The organism is Blautia hansenii (assembly GCF_013304445.1).
Taxonomy (GTDB): Bacteria; Bacillota; Clostridia; order Lachnospirales; family Lachnospiraceae; genus Blautia.
This window is the reverse complement of record NZ_JAAITA010000012.1, coordinates 20,332-35,737: the sequence shown is the minus strand read 5'-3', so window position 1 is coordinate 35,737 and position 15,406 is coordinate 20,332. Positions and strand designations below refer to the sequence as shown.

General features: G+C 45.1%; 18 protein-coding genes and 1 pseudogene. 16 read left to right on the top strand and 3 right to left on the bottom strand.

Annotated features, from left to right (window positions below; genetic code table 11):
- The first annotated feature begins 2 nt into the window (after window positions 1-2).
- Entirely contained in the window at window positions 3-365 is a 363-nt protein-coding gene (locus tag G5A70_RS09905) for a hypothetical protein (RefSeq protein WP_173749489.1), read from the top strand.
- Between the two features lie 67 nt (window positions 366-432).
- Here G5A70_RS09905 and G5A70_RS09900 read toward each other — a convergent pair.
- Window positions 433-1,233 (bottom strand): annotated as a pseudogene (locus G5A70_RS09900) (ATP-binding cassette domain-containing protein); the annotation flags it as partial.
- Window positions 1,234-1,451: 218 nt separating this feature from the next.
- Here G5A70_RS09900 and G5A70_RS09895 point away from each other — a divergent pair.
- Window positions 1,452-1,781, top strand: coding sequence for a PadR family transcriptional regulator (locus tag G5A70_RS09895; protein WP_173749487.1), 330 nt, complete (start codon window positions 1,452-1,454; stop codon window positions 1,779-1,781).
- A gap of 3 nt (window positions 1,782-1,784) precedes the next feature.
- A complete protein-coding gene (locus G5A70_RS09890) occupies window positions 1,785-3,077 on the top strand; it encodes an FtsW/RodA/SpoVE family cell cycle protein (protein ID WP_173749486.1) in 1,293 nt (430 codons plus the stop codon).
- On the opposite strand, the gene G5A70_RS09885 is transcribed toward G5A70_RS09890, so the two are convergent.
- Window positions 3,044-4,303 carry a nucleotidyltransferase gene (locus tag G5A70_RS09885; protein ID WP_173749485.1) on the bottom strand — a complete coding sequence of 420 codons (1,260 nt, stop codon included), beginning with the start codon at window positions 4,301-4,303 and terminating at the stop codon, window positions 3,044-3,046. The two genes, G5A70_RS09890 and G5A70_RS09885, sit on opposite strands and share 34 nt — an antisense overlap.
- A 151-nt stretch (window positions 4,304-4,454) precedes the next feature.
- Here G5A70_RS09885 and ylxM point away from each other — a divergent pair, with 151 nt between their 5' ends.
- From ylxM to G5A70_RS09820, 13 genes are all read left to right on the top strand, one after another.
- The gene (gene ylxM / locus G5A70_RS09880) at window positions 4,455-4,799 is read left to right on the top strand and encodes a YlxM family DNA-binding protein (RefSeq protein WP_173749484.1); all 345 of its coding nucleotides are present in this window, start codon (window positions 4,455-4,457) and stop codon (window positions 4,797-4,799) included.
- A gap of 3 nt (window positions 4,800-4,802) precedes the next feature.
- Entirely contained in the window at window positions 4,803-6,149 is a 1,347-nt protein-coding gene (ffh, locus tag G5A70_RS09875) for a signal recognition particle protein (RefSeq protein ID WP_173749483.1), read from the top strand.
- A 41-nt stretch (window positions 6,150-6,190) separates the two neighbouring features.
- On the top strand, window positions 6,191-6,436 hold the full coding sequence (rpsP, locus tag G5A70_RS09870) for a 30S ribosomal protein S16 (RefSeq protein ID WP_111919888.1): 246 nt from the start codon (window positions 6,191-6,193) through the stop codon (window positions 6,434-6,436).
- Between the two features lie 18 nt (window positions 6,437-6,454).
- Window positions 6,455-6,685, top strand: a complete 231-nt coding sequence (locus G5A70_RS09865; protein ID WP_173749482.1) for a KH domain-containing protein — start codon at window positions 6,455-6,457, stop codon at window positions 6,683-6,685.
- A 101-nt stretch (window positions 6,686-6,786) separates the two neighbouring features.
- On the top strand, window positions 6,787-7,293 hold the full coding sequence (gene rimM, locus G5A70_RS09860; protein WP_173749481.1) for a ribosome maturation factor RimM: 507 nt from the start codon (window positions 6,787-6,789) through the stop codon (window positions 7,291-7,293).
- Window positions 7,294-7,303: 10 nt separating this feature from the next.
- Window positions 7,304-8,761: a tRNA (guanosine(37)-N1)-methyltransferase TrmD gene (trmD, locus tag G5A70_RS09855; protein WP_173749480.1), complete on the top strand. Its 1,458-nt coding sequence runs from the start codon at window positions 7,304-7,306 to the stop codon at window positions 8,759-8,761.
- A gap of 127 nt (window positions 8,762-8,888) precedes the next feature.
- Entirely contained in the window at window positions 8,889-9,236 is a 348-nt protein-coding gene (rplS, locus tag G5A70_RS09850; protein WP_111919885.1) for a 50S ribosomal protein L19, read from the top strand.
- A gap of 81 nt (window positions 9,237-9,317) precedes the next feature.
- The gene (lepB, locus tag G5A70_RS09845) at window positions 9,318-9,932 is read left to right on the top strand and encodes a signal peptidase I (RefSeq protein WP_370779222.1); all 615 of its coding nucleotides are present in this window, start codon (window positions 9,318-9,320) and stop codon (window positions 9,930-9,932) included.
- A gap of 19 nt (window positions 9,933-9,951) precedes the next feature.
- Window positions 9,952-10,797, top strand: coding sequence for a ribosome biogenesis GTPase YlqF (gene ylqF, locus G5A70_RS09840; RefSeq protein ID WP_173749478.1), 846 nt, complete (start codon window positions 9,952-9,954; stop codon window positions 10,795-10,797).
- A gap of 14 nt (window positions 10,798-10,811) precedes the next feature.
- Window positions 10,812-11,579: a ribonuclease HII gene (locus G5A70_RS09835; protein WP_173749477.1), complete on the top strand. Its 768-nt coding sequence runs from the start codon at window positions 10,812-10,814 to the stop codon at window positions 11,577-11,579.
- Window positions 11,576-11,950 (top strand): YraN family protein, encoded by a 375-nt coding sequence (locus G5A70_RS09830; protein ID WP_173749476.1) that lies wholly within the window; start codon window positions 11,576-11,578, stop codon window positions 11,948-11,950. Before G5A70_RS09835 ends, G5A70_RS09830 begins: the two co-directional genes overlap by 4 nt.
- Window positions 11,951-11,954: 4 nt before the next feature.
- Window positions 11,955-12,776 (top strand): peptidoglycan editing factor PgeF, encoded by an 822-nt coding sequence (pgeF, locus tag G5A70_RS09825; protein WP_173749475.1) that lies wholly within the window; start codon window positions 11,955-11,957, stop codon window positions 12,774-12,776.
- A gap of 132 nt (window positions 12,777-12,908) precedes the next feature.
- Window positions 12,909-14,147, top strand: coding sequence for a hypothetical protein (locus G5A70_RS09820; protein WP_173749474.1), 1,239 nt, complete (start codon window positions 12,909-12,911; stop codon window positions 14,145-14,147).
- Window positions 14,148-14,191: 44 nt separating this feature from the next.
- Here the strand turns inward: G5A70_RS09820 and G5A70_RS09815 are convergent, their stop codons facing one another.
- Window positions 14,192-15,355 (bottom strand): ribose-phosphate pyrophosphokinase, encoded by a 1,164-nt coding sequence (locus G5A70_RS09815; protein WP_173749473.1) that lies wholly within the window; start codon window positions 15,353-15,355, stop codon window positions 14,192-14,194.
- Between the last annotated feature and the right edge of the window lie 51 nt (window positions 15,356-15,406).

Sequence of the window (15,406 nt, the reverse complement as noted above, 5' to 3'; positions counted from 1 at the left end):
AAATGGAATCTCTTTGGTCGGTACTGAGTATTGTCATACAATTTTCCGGGGTTTTTGGTATTTTTTATGTGATTCGCGGCATGTATATGTTCCGTAAGAAAAAGTTTCTCACCGCGGGATTTGATGAAACCCAAAAAGAAGAAAACCGGGCATGGTGCAGAGGCGAGGGCACGGTATGCCTGTACTGGGGCGTTTTGCTGCTGCTTCTGAATGTGTATGCATTTGTTGCGGCGTGGACAACAGGGCAGCTTTCTATGGTTGTAGTCATGGTGTTTGTGCTGTTGTTCTGCGCAGGCTGCGGGGGACGTATTCGGAACAATCTGAAATACAGAAATAAACAGAACCAGAAAATAAAAAGAATATAAGAAAAGTGAAAAGAGCAGAATCTGGAGAGTACGGCATCTCTGGATGCTGCTCTTTTTCGCTGGAATTTTAGATTTCTATGGTTTTCGTTGCTATTTTCTGGCGGAATGTGCGGTCATGTTCTACGAAAATCATGGTGGGTGCAAATTCCAGTATGAGTTCTTCTATCTGCATACGGGAATAGATGTCAATAAAGTTCAGGGGTTCATCCCATACATAGAGATGAGCCTGCTCACAGAGACTTTTGGCTACCAACACTTTCTTTTTCTGGCCTTCTGAAAAATCCTGCATATCTTTCAGGAACTGTGTACGGGCAAAGTCTATTTTCCGCAGCAGGGTTTTCAGCAGGGTTTCTTCTATCTGGTTCTGGGCCGCAAAGTCCGAAAGTGTGCCTTTTAAGTGGGAAGTGTCCTGTGGAACATAGGAAATTTGAAGCCCGGAACCTACGGTAACTGTGCCTGTATGAGGAACAGATATCCCGGTCAAAAGTTTTAAAAGGCTGCTTTTGCCGCTGCCGTTTTTTCCATGCAGCACCAGACGGTCCCCTTGCTGTACAGAAAAGGAAAGCGGGCCGCAGACAGGTTTCCGGTCATAACAAATGCAGATATGGGAAAAGGAAGCCAGAGTATCTGTATGATATTTCTGAGGGAAAAGCTTTAAATTTTCCGTATATTCTGCATTTTTCAAAAGGCCGGATTTTTCTTCTATGGCCTGTTTCTGCCGGGCTTCAATCGTTTTTGCACGTTTCATCATTTTAGCGGATTTATGGCCAATATAGCCTCTGTCTACAGGTCCGTTTCCATATTTGGCAGTTTCTGTGCGGACAGACCAGGCAGAAGTTCTCTGGGCCGCCTGCCGCAAATGGGAAATATGAAACCACCATCCGACAGGAACTGAAACGGTGCGCCGATGAAATTGCTTCGGTGGATGTGTCCATGCAGACGATACGGGATATTCTCCGCAGTGAAGAATGGGAATAAAAATCCTTGACATATATAGATAACCGATATAGTATATAGTTAATCGATATATCGAAAAACTATATGCTATATTTTTGTTTGAAAATGTCTGACACAAGGAGGTAGAAAATGGCAATCAGTAAAACAATGGTTTCCGGCAGTATGACGATGTTGCTTTTAAAGCTGCTGTCGGAAAAAGATATGTATGGGTATGAAATGATTTCAACATTACGGCAGCGTTCTCAAAATGTTTTTGAGCTGAAAGCGGGAACCCTCTATCCTTTGCTGCACACCATGGAGGAGAAGAAGCTTCTGCAATCTTATGAGCAGGAAATCCAGGGGAAAATGCGGAAATATTACAGCATTACCAGAGAAGGCCGCAGAATGCTTTCTGAGAAAGAGGCGGAGTGGCGGGAATATGCCGGAGCAGTAACCAGTGTCTTAGGATTGGAGGGGTGACAAATGGAAGAATATTTACAAAAAGTACTGGAGCAGATACGCTGCAAGCAGGCCCGAAAAATGGTGGAAGAAGAACTGCGGGGACATTTGGAAGAGCAGATTTCAGACAATCTTCTGGAAGGCATGGACAGGGACGAGGCAGTGAAAAGGGCGGTAGAGGATATGGGAAGCCCTGTAGAAACCGGAATTTCTCTGGATGCCCTTCACAGACCACAGATGTGTTGGTCTATGATTATCCTCATAGGGTTTATCAGTTTTCTGGGAATTGTGATTCAGACCGTGATTGGAAAAAGCGATGGAACCTTGGGAAACAGCCACATTATCCGCTATATTTTTCATGTGGTGCTGGGCTTTGGCCTGATGCTGGGCGTATACCGCCTGGACTACAGTTTTCTGGGAAAATATGCAAAATTTCTGGCAGGACTGGGCGGACTTTTCCTTTTCCTGCAGGCAGAGTTTTTCCCTGTATCTGTGAATGGCGCCAATAGCTGGATAACGCTTCCCGGAATCGGAACGTTTTCCATATCTTCCATGTTGTATCTGGCGATTCCTCTTTATGGAGGAATTTTATATCAGTATTATGGACAGGGAATACGGGGAATTGGCAAATGTCTTCTGTGGCTGCTGATTCCGGTTTATCTGGCTTACCGTATGCCACATCTTTTTCAGGCCGGATTTTTGTTTCTGGTGGAGGGGGTTCTCTTGAGTTATGCGGTATGGAAAGGCTGGTTTCAGGTGAAAAGGGGAGTTTTTCTAGGAATGTTCTGGGGAATAACGCTGGCGCTCCCGGCAGGGATTGCCGTGTTGGGGGTGAAACTTCATTGGTTTGCCCCTTATCAGATAGACAGAATACAGTATTATCTTGGACGACTGGGACATATTTCTGGATTTTCAACAGAAGTGATAAGAGAAAATGGCAGATATGATGTGGTTCAGTTTTTAAGCGCCAGTTATGGTGTCATAGCCGCTGTGGTTGTGGTTGCTATGGTGCTGATTCTGGCCATGAAAGGGCTGCATGTGGCAAAGAAACAGAAAAATCAGCTGGGAATGATGATTGGTTATGCAGGTGCATTATTTTTCCTCTTTATGACACTTTTTCACATAGGGGAAGCTGCCGGATTTTTCCCTGGAACGACCAGTTTTCTGCCCTTCCTTTCTTCCGGCGGCTCAAACCTTCTGGTATCTTATGTGGTTCTGGGACTTCTGCTCAGCGTGTACCGCTATCAGAACCTGCTTCCTGCAGAGCAAAAGAAAACCGTTGTTCACAAAAGAACAGGCGGCTTTTGCAAATCATGAACAAAAGCGGTCTGTTTTTTTATATGCAGTACGGACTGGTAGAGGTTGGAGACAAAAATATCTGTCTCAAAAGCAGAAATTTCTTCCTTAGGCAGCCGTTTTTTGTAGTCCGCGGCTTTTGTGAGGACAGGAATCGTACTGTTGTTCTGTAAAAGCCGGAGAAATTCGGAACTTTTCTTTTGAAAGCCAAGCAGCCGCACATAACCGGGAGCATGGGAAGGCAGGTCTGCCGGAATTTCCAGGAGCGTGTGGAGCAGGGCGCGGTTAATTCTGGTACGGGTCAGTTCCTTTGTTTTTAAAAGTCCTGCAAACTGGGAAAAGGACATAAATTCATTCAAACGGTTGCAGATTCGCCTGGCCAGTTCCGGGGACATGTCGGCATACTGACAAAGGCTGTCGGGGGTACTGCGCATCAGTTTGTATTTTAGCAGCAGGGAGAAATCGTCCTCGGTCATCATGTCTTCTTTTGTCAGATTGTGGGGCAGAGAGGCTACCATTTCCGGCTGTGTCCGGGTGAAAAGTGATAAAAGAGCCGGGAGAAATTCTCTGGAGTCCGTATCCTGTAATTGGGAAAGGCTTCTGCGGACAGCGGAGGCGCTGGGATAGCTGTTTTCCAGTTTTTCGGCGTGATAGGCGCTGCCTTCCCGTTTCAGTGTTACCGGACGTATAGAACTTTTCAGTGAAAGCAGCGCTTTGCAGTATTCGACTCCCAGAATATTGTTTGGCGTATCTAAAAATTCGTTGTTCCATGGACCGGAAAGGAATTTTGCGCCGTATTCTAAGAGTGCAGCTTTGCGGGCTGAGGGGAAAGAGAGGCCCTTTTTCAGGTTTTCTTTTAAAGAAATCTGAAAGGCTTCCGGTTCTTTCGACAAAATTTCAGCCGTGGCCATACAGGGAGAGAGTTCTCCGCTTTCGCTGCCAAAGCAGAGAAAATCTATACCATGTAAAGCATTTAGAATTCCTATGCTGCCTTTGGCAAAATATTCTGCACTGGAGGAGGCGTAATAAGAGGGGAGTTCCAGCACCACATCAGCCCCTCCCAGAAGCGCCATTTTTGTCCGCAAATGTTTGGAAAAAACAGCAGGAGTGCCCCGCTGGACGAAATCACCGCTTAAAACGACTACAGCATAGTCTGCTCCGGTCAGTTCTTTGGCTTTTTCTATGTGATAGGCATGTCCTTTATGGAAAGGGTTATATTCCGCTATGATTCCGACTGCTTTTTTCATGGTAAAATCCTTTCTGTAAAAATTGTGTTCTGTTACTATATAAACATATGAGGGAGTTGTGTGCAAGGAAAAAATAGAGAATATAAAATTGTCAAGAAAAAATACTTGACAGCCGTAGAATCCTGTTGTATGATAACCAAGGTGATTACGAATGGAAAAATTTGTAGAACAGACTTTGCTGTATGATTTCTACGGAGAGTTGTTGACAGCTCACCAGAGAAGAATCTACGAAGATGTGGTTTTAAATGACTACTCCTTAAGTGAAGTGGCCGACGAGCTGGGTATCAGCCGGCAGGGCGTGCATGATAATATCAAGCGCTGCAACAAGGCTTTGCAGGATTACGAAGCAAAGCTGCATCTGGTAGAAAAGTTTGTGAATATTAAAAAAAAGGTCCATCGTATTCACAAGCTGAGCAGAGAATGTGAAAATCTTAGCAGACAGGAACTGGTTTCCCAGGTGGAAAGTATTTCTCAGGAAATCTTAGAGGAGTTATAACAGATGGCATTTGAGAGCTTAACAGACAAACTTCAGAATGTATTTAAGAATTTAAGAAAAAAAGGCCGTTTGACCGAAGCCGATGTAAAGGCTGCCTTAAAAGAAGTAAAGATGGCGCTTTTGGAAGCGGACGTCAGCTTCAAGGTAGTAAAGCAGTTTATGAAGGCTGTGCAGGAGCGTGCTATCGGACAGGACGTTATGTCTGGTCTGAATCCGGGTCAGATGGTCATTAAGATTGTAAATGAAGAGCTTGTCCGCTTAATGGGAAGTGAAACAACAGAGATTGCCTTAAAGCCCGGCAATGAAGTGACCGTTTTGATGATGGTGGGACTTCAGGGTGCCGGTAAGACTACAACCACTGCAAAGCTGGCAGGAAAGCTGAAGTCCAAAGGAAGAAAGCCTCTCCTGGCTGCCTGCGACGTCTATCGTCCGGCTGCAATCAAACAGCTGCAGGTAAACGGAGAAAAACAGGGTGTGGAAGTCTTCGCCATGGGAGATAAAAACAGCCCGGTGGACATTGCAAAAGCAGCTTATGAGCATGCAAAAAATGAGAAGTATAATGTGCTGATTCTGGATACGGCAGGACGTCTTCACATTGATGAAGATATGATGAAGGAACTTGCCCAAATCAAAGAAGCCATTGACGTAGACCAGACCATTCTGGTGGTAGATGCCATGACCGGACAGGATGCGGTAAATGTGGCAGAGACCTTTGGAGAAAAAGTTGGAATCGACGGAGTCATTTTGACAAAGATGGATGGTGACACCCGAGGCGGTGCGGCGCTTTCCATTAAGGCCATCAGCGGAAAGCCGATTTTATATGTGGGTATGGGCGAGAAGCTGTCCGATTTGGAACAGTTTTATCCCGACCGTATGGCGTCCCGTATTTTAGGGATGGGGGATGTCATGAGCCTGATTGAAAAGGCACAGGCCAATCTGGATGAAGAGAAAGCCAAAGAAATGGAGCAGAAGTTCCGCAAAAATTCTTTCGGATTTGACGACTATCTGGAAAGCATGAACCAGATGAAAAACATGGGCGGTTTGTCCAGTGTACTGAATATGCTTCCGGGTGTGGGTTCCCAGATTAAGGACATTGACAGCATGGTAGATGAAAAGGATATGGCGAGAAAAGAAGCGATTATTCTGTCCATGACCCCAAAAGAACGTTCTCATCCCGAAATTTTAAGCCCTTCCAGAAAGAACCGGATTGCCAAAGGCGCAGGTGTGGATGTGGCGGAAGTCAACCGTATGGTCAAACAGTTTGAACAGGCCAAGAAAATGATGAAACAGATGCCCGGACTGATGGGCGGCAAAGGTGGTAAAAGAGGAAAATTCAAACTTCCCTTTTAACATATATGAAACTTTATGAAAAAACCAGGAGGTGAAAAGAAATGGCAGTAAAAATCAGATTAAGAAGAATGGGACAGAAGAAAGCTCCTTTCTATAGAATCATTGTTGCAGATTCCAAATCCCCAAGAGATGGAAGATTCATCGAAGAGATTGGAACATATGACCCAACTCAGGAACCAAGCGTATACAAAGTAGACGAAGAAGCAGCTAAAAAATGGCTTGCAAACGGTGCTCAGCCAACAGAGGTTGTTGCTAAAATCTTCAAACTGGCTGGTATCGAAAAATAATCCGGGAGGTAATTTGTAATGAAAGAATTAGTAGAAGTAATTGCAAAATCTCTCGTAGATTCTCCTGAAGAAGTCGTTGTGACAGAAACAGAAGAAAACGACGCTATCCTTTTGGAACTCAAGGTTGCCCCTGCGGATATGGGGAAAGTAATTGGCCGCCAGGGCCGCATTGCCAAAGCTATCCGTACTGTGGTAAAGGCCGCGTCTTCCAAAGGTGAGAAAAAGGTTGTCGTAGATATTTTACAGTAATAACAATCATGAAAGGGGTTGTCGCATGAACAGCAGTGTGACAGCCCCTTTTTTATCATACCGGGCCCAAAGACCGGGAGAAAGAGGAGTATATAATATAGATGGAAGATTTATTGCAGGTAGGCGTGATTACCACAACCCACGGTATTCGCGGAGAGGTAAAAGTATACCCCACCACAGACGACGCCCACAGATTTGACTATCTGGAAAGTGTGCTTCTGGATACAGGAAAAGAACTGTGTGAACTGGAAATCCAGCGGGTGAAGTATTTCAAACAATTTGTTATTTTGAAATTCCGTGATGTGGACAATATTAACGATATTGAGCCTTACAAGGGAAAAAGTCTTTATGTCACCAGAGATTTTGCCGTACCTTTGGAAGAAAATGAATATTATATTGCAGACTTAATAGATATGGACGTATTTCTGGAGGACGGCTCTCTTTTCGGTACTTTAAAAGATGTCATGGAGACCGGGGCCAATGATGTGTATGTGATTCACACCACAGATAAAAAAGAGGTACTGGTTCCTGCTATCAAAGACTGTGTCAAAGAAGTAGACGTAGAGCAGAATAAAATGATCATTCATCTGCTGAAAGGACTGTGCTAGGAGGGAAATCATGAAGTATCATGTATTGACGCTGTTTCCGGAAATGATTGAAAATACCGTAAATACCAGCATTACGGGGAGGGCCTTAAAAAGCGGAAAAATTTCTCTTCATACGGTAAATATCCGGGATTTTGCTGATAACAAACACATGCGGGTCGATGATTATCCCTATGGCGGAGGCGCCGGTATGGTTATGCAGGCCGAACCGGTTTTCAGAGCTTATGAATCTGTGCGAAAAGAATCCCAGGCAGCCCGACAGGGAAAAAAGCCCAGATGTATTTACCTGACGCCTCAGGGACAGGTATTCCGCCAGACCATGGTAGAGGAACTGGCTATGGAGGAAGAACTGATTTTCCTCTGCGGTCATTACGAGGGAATTGATGAGCGGGTACTGGAAGAAGTGGTGACAGATTATGTGTCCATCGGGGATTATGTGCTGACCGGGGGAGAACTGGCGGCCTCTGTTATGATTGACGCTATTTCCCGTTTTGTACCCGGTGTGTTAAACAATGAGGAATCCTCTCAATTTGAGTCCATGCAGGACAATCTGTTGGAATATCCACACTATACCCGCCCGGAAGAGTGGAATGGGAAAAAGGTGCCAAAAGTGCTCCTTACAGGCGACCACAGCAAAATTGAGGCGTGGAGGCTTAAGCAGTCTGTCAAAAGAACAAAAGAGCGCCGTCCGGACCTGCTTTCTAAAAACAGACCCGTGACAGCGGCATATTTCAGTCCCACAGAGGGGACGAAAAGGGCCACAGAACTGCTTATGAGCTGTCTGACCCAGAATCCGGCGTATCTGGACTTGACCAGAAGGAAATTCCGAAAACAGAAGCATGTATTTAAAGAGCAGGAGCTTCTGGTGGCTGCGGCTCCGGTATACGGAGGACAATTGCCTCAGGTAGAGAGTGGTATTTTCTCTTCTCTGCAGGGAAACAGGACGCCCTGTATTCTGGCAGCTGCGTATGGCAACCGCCATTACGAGGATACACTGGCTCAGATGAAGGAAATTCTCACAAGACAGGGGTTTGTTTGTATTGGCGCCATAGCTCCGGTGATTCCGCACATTTATTCAGCGAAGCTGGGAATGGGAAGACCGGATGACAAAGACCTGGAAATCTTCCGGAAGTTTGCCGTTGCTGTGAAAAAAAAGCTGGAAGAAGCGGAAAATAGTGTGCTTTTGGAAACAGACGTACCGGGAAATCCAAAACCTGAGCCCAAAGCTATGAAACCAGTGGAAAAAAGCTTTGCGCGGGAAGCGTGTACGGGCTGTCAGGCCTGCGTGCAGAAATGTCCGGTAAACGCCATTTCCATGGAAACGCTGGAGATCCAGCCGGACAAGTGTTTAAACTGTATGCGGTGTACAAAGGTCTGTCCCACAGGTGCCAGAACTTTTGAGGCCGGTCAGGTGCGGGACTATCTGGAAAGCAATTATGCTGCGCCGAGAGAAGTGGAGTATTTCCTGTAAAAAAATTCAGCAAGGAAAAAACCTTGACAACAGCAGACAGGCATAGTATAATCAAACCTGTTGTAAAAAGAGATGGTCCTCTGTTGCTGATTGCATTAAGAACATCCAGGATAAAAGGAGAAAAATCATGAACGAAATTATTAAAAACATCGAAGCTGCTCAGATGAAAGCTGAAGCACCGGAATTCAACGTAGGTGACACTGTAAGAGTTCACGGAAAAATCAAAGAAGGAAACCGTGAAAGAATCCAGATTTTTGAAGGTGTTGTATTAAAGAAACAGGGCGGAAGCAACCGTGAAACATTCACAGTAAGAAAAACTTCCAACGGAATCGGCGTTGAAAAAACATGGCCATTACATTCCCCTAACGTAGAAAAAGTAGAAGTTATCAGACGCGGTAAAGTAAGACGTGCGAAACTGAACTACTTAAGACAGCGTGTAGGTAAAGCAGCTAAGGTTAAAGAATTAGTAAAATAATAACGTAAGCATGACAGAGGGTGTTGCAGTAGTGGCACCCTCTGTTTGTTCATCATGCGGATGAATTTATGCGGGGACGGGGTGACAGGATTGAGCAGAAAAAGAAAGAAAAAAAATATCAATATAGAAGAACAAAAAGATTTGGCGCTGGAATTTATCAGAAGCGAAACGGGACGCCGGGTGTTCGGCTGGGTGTTTCAGATTGCAGTGGCCCTTGCTCTTGCGGCTGTAGTGGCGATTTTCTTTTTCCAGAGTATCAGTATGCAGGAAAGCAGTATGGAGCCAACCTTCCAGACCGGTGAGCGGTTTTTCATCAACAAGGTGGTCTATAAGCTGGGAGACCCCAAAAGGGGAGATGTGATTGCTTTTACCAAGGATGGCAAGGATAATGCGGCAGTGCACATCAAAAGAGTGATTGGTCTTCCTGGAGAAACCATACAGATTAAAGACGGACAGGTATATATTGACGGAAAGCTGTATGAGGAAAGTAAGGAATTGTCGCAGATCAGCAATGCCGGTCTGGCTGATGAAGGGGTGACGCTGAAAAAGGATGAATATTTCGTCCTGGGAGATAACCGGAATAACAGCGAGGACAGCCGTTTTGCGGAAGTGAAAAACGTAAAGAAAAAATATATCTTAGGGAAACTCTGGTTTCGGATTTCGCCCTTTGATTCTATGGGATTTTTAAAAGACTGACAGAAAAGAGAGGATAAGTATGAATTATCAATGGTATCCCGGCCATATGACAAAGGCCAAACGTATGATGCAGGAAAATATTAAGCTGATAGATTTGATTATTGAGGTGGTAGATGCCAGAATTCCTCGTTCCAGCAGGAATCCTGATATCGATGAGCTGGGGAAAAATAAGGCCAGACTCATACTTTTAAATAAGGCGGATTTAGCGGACGAAAGAGAAAATGAAAAGTGGGCTCAGTATTTTCAGGAGAAGGGCTATTACACGGTAAAACTCAATGCAAAAAGCGGTGCAGGCATTAAAAACGTTCTGCCTGCGATTATGGAATCCTGTCAGGAAAAGCTGGAGAGAGACCGGAAACGAGGAATTAAAAACCGTCCTGTCCGGGCTATGGTAGTGGGAATTCCAAATGTGGGAAAATCTACGTTTATCAATGCCTTTGCAGGAAAGGCCTGCACAAAAACCGGAAATAAACCGGGAGTTACCAAAGGAAAACAGTGGATTCGCATTAATAAAAATGTGGAGCTTCTGGATACGCCCGGAATTCTCTGGCCCAAGTTTGAAGACCAGAGCGTAGGTGCCAAGCTGGCTATGGTGGGCTCTATAAAGGATGAAATTTTGAATCTGGAAGAACTTTCGCTGGAGCTTCTCGGATGCCTTCATGAATTTTACAAAGGGCTTTTGGAGAAGAGATATGAACTGACAGAATCCGATGACCGTTTATCTATGCTGACACAGATTGCGGAGAACCGGAAGTGTATTCAGAAGGGAAATGAACTGGACTATTTAAAAGCTGCCAACATATTTCTGGAAGAATTCCGAAACGGAAAAATCGGAAGAATCACTTTGGAAAGACCAGAGCAGTAGAGGGGAAACAGGAAATGAAAAGTATTCAGGAAATAAAAGAAGAACTGAAAAGAGCGCCGGAGGAGGAACTTCCGGCGCTTTGCGCTCTTTATCAGGAAGACGGACGGAAAGGGGTTCAGAGCCTTCTGCAGCAGGCGAAGAAACGTCTGGAGCGTCTGGAGCGGGAAAAACAGCGTATAGAAGCTATGAGAGCGTATGAAGAACAGTACGGTCATCTGGGATATATCTGCGGTATTGACGAAGTGGGAAGAGGGCCTTTTGCAGGTCCTGTGGTGGCAGGCGCAGTTATTTTGCCCAGGGACTGCCGGATTCTCTATATCAATGATTCCAAACAACTGTCGGAGAAGAAAAGAGAAGAACTGTATGAAGAGATTCTGGAGAAGGCGGTAGCTGCAGAAGTGGGATATGCTTCGCCTGCCAGAATTGACGAAATCAATATTCTTCAGGCAACCTACGAGGCCATGCGGGAAGCTGTCTCCAAGCTGCCTGTAAAGCCCCAGATTCTCTTAAACGACGCGGTGACCATTCCCGGAATTGACATTCCCCAGGTGCCCATTATCAAGGGAGACGCAAAAAGCATTTCCATAGCAGCGGCCAGTATTGTGGCAAAGGTTACCAGAGACCGGCTTATGCGGGAATATGATAAAATCATGCCCCAGTATGGTTTTGCCTCTAATAAGGGCTATGGTTCCCAAGCACATATAGAAGCCATTCAAAAATACGGTCCCACCCCTATTCACAGGCGTTCTTTTATCCATAATGTGCTGGGAGAACAAGAATGACAGGAGAAAAAGAGAACGGCTCCAAAAGAGAGCTGGGATTTCAGTATGAAGAAGAGGCTGTCCGCTACTTGAAAGACCAGGGATACCGGATTTTGTGCCGGAATTTTAGCTGCAGGCAGGGAGAAATTGACATTGTAGCCAAAGAGGGCTGTTATCTGTGCTTTGTGGAAGTGAAATACCGCGGTACAGCCAGATGGGGAGACAGCCTCTCTGCAGTGGATTTTCGGAAACAGCAGCGGATATCCAGAACCGCCCTGTATTATCTCGCCAGACACGGATATGGGACAGAGACACCCTGCCGCTTTGATGTGGTGGGGATAACGCCCACAGGGACAACACTCATAAAAAATGCATTTGAATTCAGAGGATAGAAGTATGGAATTACAAGAAAAAAATGGTGTCCTTTTTTTGTCTTATCCGGCTTTTTCGGAACTGCCGGGATTTTATCATGGCTTTTCTACCAGAAAGGGAGGGGTAAGCAAAGGGATTTATGCCTCTATGAACCTTAGTTTTACCAGAGGAGACAAGGAAGAGGATGTGAGAGAGAATTACCGGAGAATAGCAGAAGCCATTGGCTTTTCTGCGGACAGCATTGTATGCGCAGACCAGACCCATACCACCAGGGTACGAGTGGTAACGGAGGAAGACCGGGGAAAAGGGGTGACAAGGCCAAAAGATTATCAAGAGGTAGACGGGCTGGTTACGAATGTGCCGGGAGTGACGCTGGCTACTTTTTATGCGGACTGTGTTCCTTTGTTTTTCATAGACCCGGTAAACCGCGCCGTAGGGCTGTCTCATTCCGGATGGAGGGGTACCGTAGGCCGTATGGGAGCGAGGACGCTGGAGGTTATGGAGAAGCAGTACGGCACCAACCCGGAAAGCGTGTATGCGGCCATAGGCCCTTCCATCTGTCAGAAATGTTATGAGGTCAGCGGGGATGTAGCGGAACAGTTCCTGGCAGAATTTGCTCCTTACCGGGAGGACAAAACCCTGATTTACAAAAAAGAGAATGGAAAATACCAGCTGAATCTGTGGCGTGCCAATGAACTTGTGCTGACAGAGGCAGGGATACGTCCCCGAAATCTGAGTTTTCCTGACCTTTGCACCTGCTGCAATCCCGAATTGCTGTTTTCCCATCGGGCCAGTAAGGGGAAAAGAGGAAACCTCTGCGCCTTTCTCGGAATAAAAAATCAATAGGAGAAGTGCATAAAATTTACAGGACAGATAAAGTAGTATTACATAAATGTTACGAAAAGTTAAAAAAATGCTGTTCTTTTTTGAATTTTTGTGTTATAATCAGTTTCGTTAGTGAAAAGGAGCTTTGATTATATGAAGAAAAAAACAAGTACAAGCCTGCTTTTGGGTCTGTTAGCGACCAGCCTGGTTGCGGCCCCTTGTTACGGTTCTGCTACTCAGAAAAAGATTTCAGCAGCACAGAATACGCAGCAGGAAAACCAGAAACAGTTAGACAATGCCCAGGGGAGAATCGATAGCTTGGAATCCAAGAAAAACGATTTAGAAGGGTACTTGAAAGAGTTGAATCAACAGCTTAGTGAATTAGGGGAGAATTTACAGGAGATTCAGACTCAGTCAGAGGAGAAACAGACAGAACTGGAAAAGCTCGAGAAGGAACTGGCAAAGGCTCAGGAAAAAGAAAAAGAGCAGTATGACAGCATGAAGCTTCGTATCCAGTACATGTATGAAAACTCAGACAATTCCTATATGACACTTTTGTTGGAAGCTGACAGCTTTACAGACTTTTTAAGTCAGGCGGAAAATATGACGGAAATGACAAAGTATGACCGCAGGATGCTGGAAGAGTACAAAGAAACCACAGAAGAAATCAAGGAAAAAGAAGAAAGCATTAAAAAGGAACAGGAAGAACTGGAAAACCTGAAACAGGAAAGCTTGGACAAGCAGGATGAAATTACAGCCGTGGTAAAAAGCACCAGAGGTCAGATTGAAACCTACGAAAGCCAGATTTCCGCAGAACAGACCAGTGCGAAAGCACTGCTCAGCAAAATCGAAAGTCAGAAAAATACCATTGATAATCTGATTAAGCAGCAAAAAGATGAAGAGGCTGCACAGATTCTGGCTGAAAAACAGGAACAGAATTCTGCTTCATCCCAGAATAATTCCGGCGTCTCACAAGAGACAGCACAGCCAAGCGCGCCGGAATCTCAGGATAACAGCCAGAATCAGAATTCCCAGTCGCAGCAGGAGGAAAGCACTACACCGCCTGTCCAGCAGGAAGACAGTCAGAATGAGTCCCAGCAGGACAATTCCCAGGGAAAATATCTGGGGAAATTTACACTGACAGGTTACTGTAACTGTGAGAAGTGCGGAGGTCATTCCAGCGGACTGACAGCCAGTGGAACTACACCGGTACAGGGAAGAACGATTGCCATGGGCGGTGTTCCATTTGGAACCAAGCTGTTGATTAATGGCAACGTGTATACCGTTGAGGACAGGGGAGTTCCATACGGACATGTGGATATTTTCTTCAACAGTCATGAAGAAGCCTTGCAGTTCGGAAGGGGTTCTGCTGATGTTTATCAGATAAACTAAAATCATACATAAAAAAAGAAGGCCGATGGCCTTCTTTTTTTACTTTAATATCTGTTTAACAGACGGTTGATTTTATCAGTGGTGCTGCGGACTTTTTCCACAGACAGGTCATGGTTTAAAATATCCATGATACTTGCCAGATATTTGCTCATGTCAGCTTCCAGATAATACGGACGTTTTAAGAGTTCCGGATTCCGGTAGTTCAAGTTGGTGGTGATAACACGATAAATATATTCGTTTTCATAATACTCATCGAATTTTTCCAGACCGTCTGTGAACAATCCGAAAGTTGTGCATACAATGACGCGTTTTGCCTTGCGGTCTTTTAACTTTTTGGCTACGTCTAACATACTTTCGCCGGAGGAAATCATATCGTCGATGACAATGACGTCTTTGCCCTCCACAGAATCTCCCAGGAATTCATGAGCAACAATGGGGTTTCTGCCGTTTACTACCGTGGAGTAGTCCCGGCGTTTGTAGAACATACCCATATCCACGCCCAGAATATTGGAGAAGTACACGGCTCTTTGCATGGCGCCTTCATCCGGGCTGATAATCATCAGATGTTCATTGTCAATCTTAAAGTCATCAATAGAAGCACATAATGTCTTTAAGAACTGGTAAGTAGGCATAAAGTTATCAAAACCGGACAGCGGAATCGCATTCTGCATACGGGGATCATGGGCGTCAAAAGTGATGATGTTGGATACACCCATACCCACCAGTTCCTGCAGAGCTAAAGCACAGTCCAGAGATTCTCTTTTGCTTCTCTTGTGCTGGCGGCTCTCATACAGGAAAGGCATAATCACATTAATGCGGTGAGCTTTTCCTGCTGCCGTAGCGATAATTCGCTTTAAATCCTGATAATGGTCGTCCGGTGACATGTGGTTTACATGACCGCACATATTGTAAGTTAAGCTGTGGTTGCACACGTCTACCATAACGAACATATCCGCGCCGCGGATGGATTCATTCATCACACCCTTGGCTTCTCCAGAGCCAAAACGCGGGCATTTGCAATCAACTAAAAAGGTGTTCTCAGCATACCCACGGAAATTCAGACCTGACTGATTGTGGGAATCTAATTCTTTACGAAACTGTACCAGATGAGCATCCACCTGAGCAGCCAGATGAGAGCAGCTTTCCAAAGCGGCAATCTTAATAGGCGCTACGGGAATGGACTTTTCCAGCAAACTGATATTAACCATAGTGACCTCCATTTTCGGTTTTTTAACATAATTTGATAGAATAAAACACAA

Coding starts and splice junctions, on each gene's coding strand:
- G5A70_RS09905 (WP_173749489.1), top strand. CDS start 3: ATGGAATCTCTTTGGTCGGTACTGAGTATTGTCATACAATTTTCCGGG.
- G5A70_RS09895 (WP_173749487.1), top strand. CDS start 1,452: ATGGCAATCAGTAAAACAATGGTTTCCGGCAGTATGACGATGTTGCTT.
- G5A70_RS09890 (WP_173749486.1), top strand. CDS start 1,785: ATGGAAGAATATTTACAAAAAGTACTGGAGCAGATACGCTGCAAGCAG.
- G5A70_RS09885 (WP_173749485.1), bottom strand. CDS start 4,303: ATGAAAAAAGCAGTCGGAATCATAGCGGAATATAACCCTTTCCATAAA.
- ylxM (WP_173749484.1), top strand. CDS start 4,455: ATGGAAAAATTTGTAGAACAGACTTTGCTGTATGATTTCTACGGAGAG.
- ffh (WP_173749483.1), top strand. CDS start 4,803: ATGGCATTTGAGAGCTTAACAGACAAACTTCAGAATGTATTTAAGAAT.
- rpsP (WP_111919888.1), top strand. CDS start 6,191: ATGGCAGTAAAAATCAGATTAAGAAGAATGGGACAGAAGAAAGCTCCT.
- G5A70_RS09865 (WP_173749482.1), top strand. CDS start 6,455: ATGAAAGAATTAGTAGAAGTAATTGCAAAATCTCTCGTAGATTCTCCT.
- rimM (WP_173749481.1), top strand. CDS start 6,787: ATGGAAGATTTATTGCAGGTAGGCGTGATTACCACAACCCACGGTATT.
- trmD (WP_173749480.1), top strand. CDS start 7,304: ATGAAGTATCATGTATTGACGCTGTTTCCGGAAATGATTGAAAATACC.
- rplS (WP_111919885.1), top strand. CDS start 8,889: ATGAACGAAATTATTAAAAACATCGAAGCTGCTCAGATGAAAGCTGAA.
- ylqF (WP_173749478.1), top strand. CDS start 9,952: ATGAATTATCAATGGTATCCCGGCCATATGACAAAGGCCAAACGTATG.
- G5A70_RS09835 (WP_173749477.1), top strand. CDS start 10,812: ATGAAAAGTATTCAGGAAATAAAAGAAGAACTGAAAAGAGCGCCGGAG.
- G5A70_RS09830 (WP_173749476.1), top strand. CDS start 11,576: ATGACAGGAGAAAAAGAGAACGGCTCCAAAAGAGAGCTGGGATTTCAG.
- pgeF (WP_173749475.1), top strand. CDS start 11,955: ATGGAATTACAAGAAAAAAATGGTGTCCTTTTTTTGTCTTATCCGGCT.
- G5A70_RS09820 (WP_173749474.1), top strand. CDS start 12,909: ATGAAGAAAAAAACAAGTACAAGCCTGCTTTTGGGTCTGTTAGCGACC.
- G5A70_RS09815 (WP_173749473.1), bottom strand. CDS start 15,355: ATGGTTAATATCAGTTTGCTGGAAAAGTCCATTCCCGTAGCGCCTATT.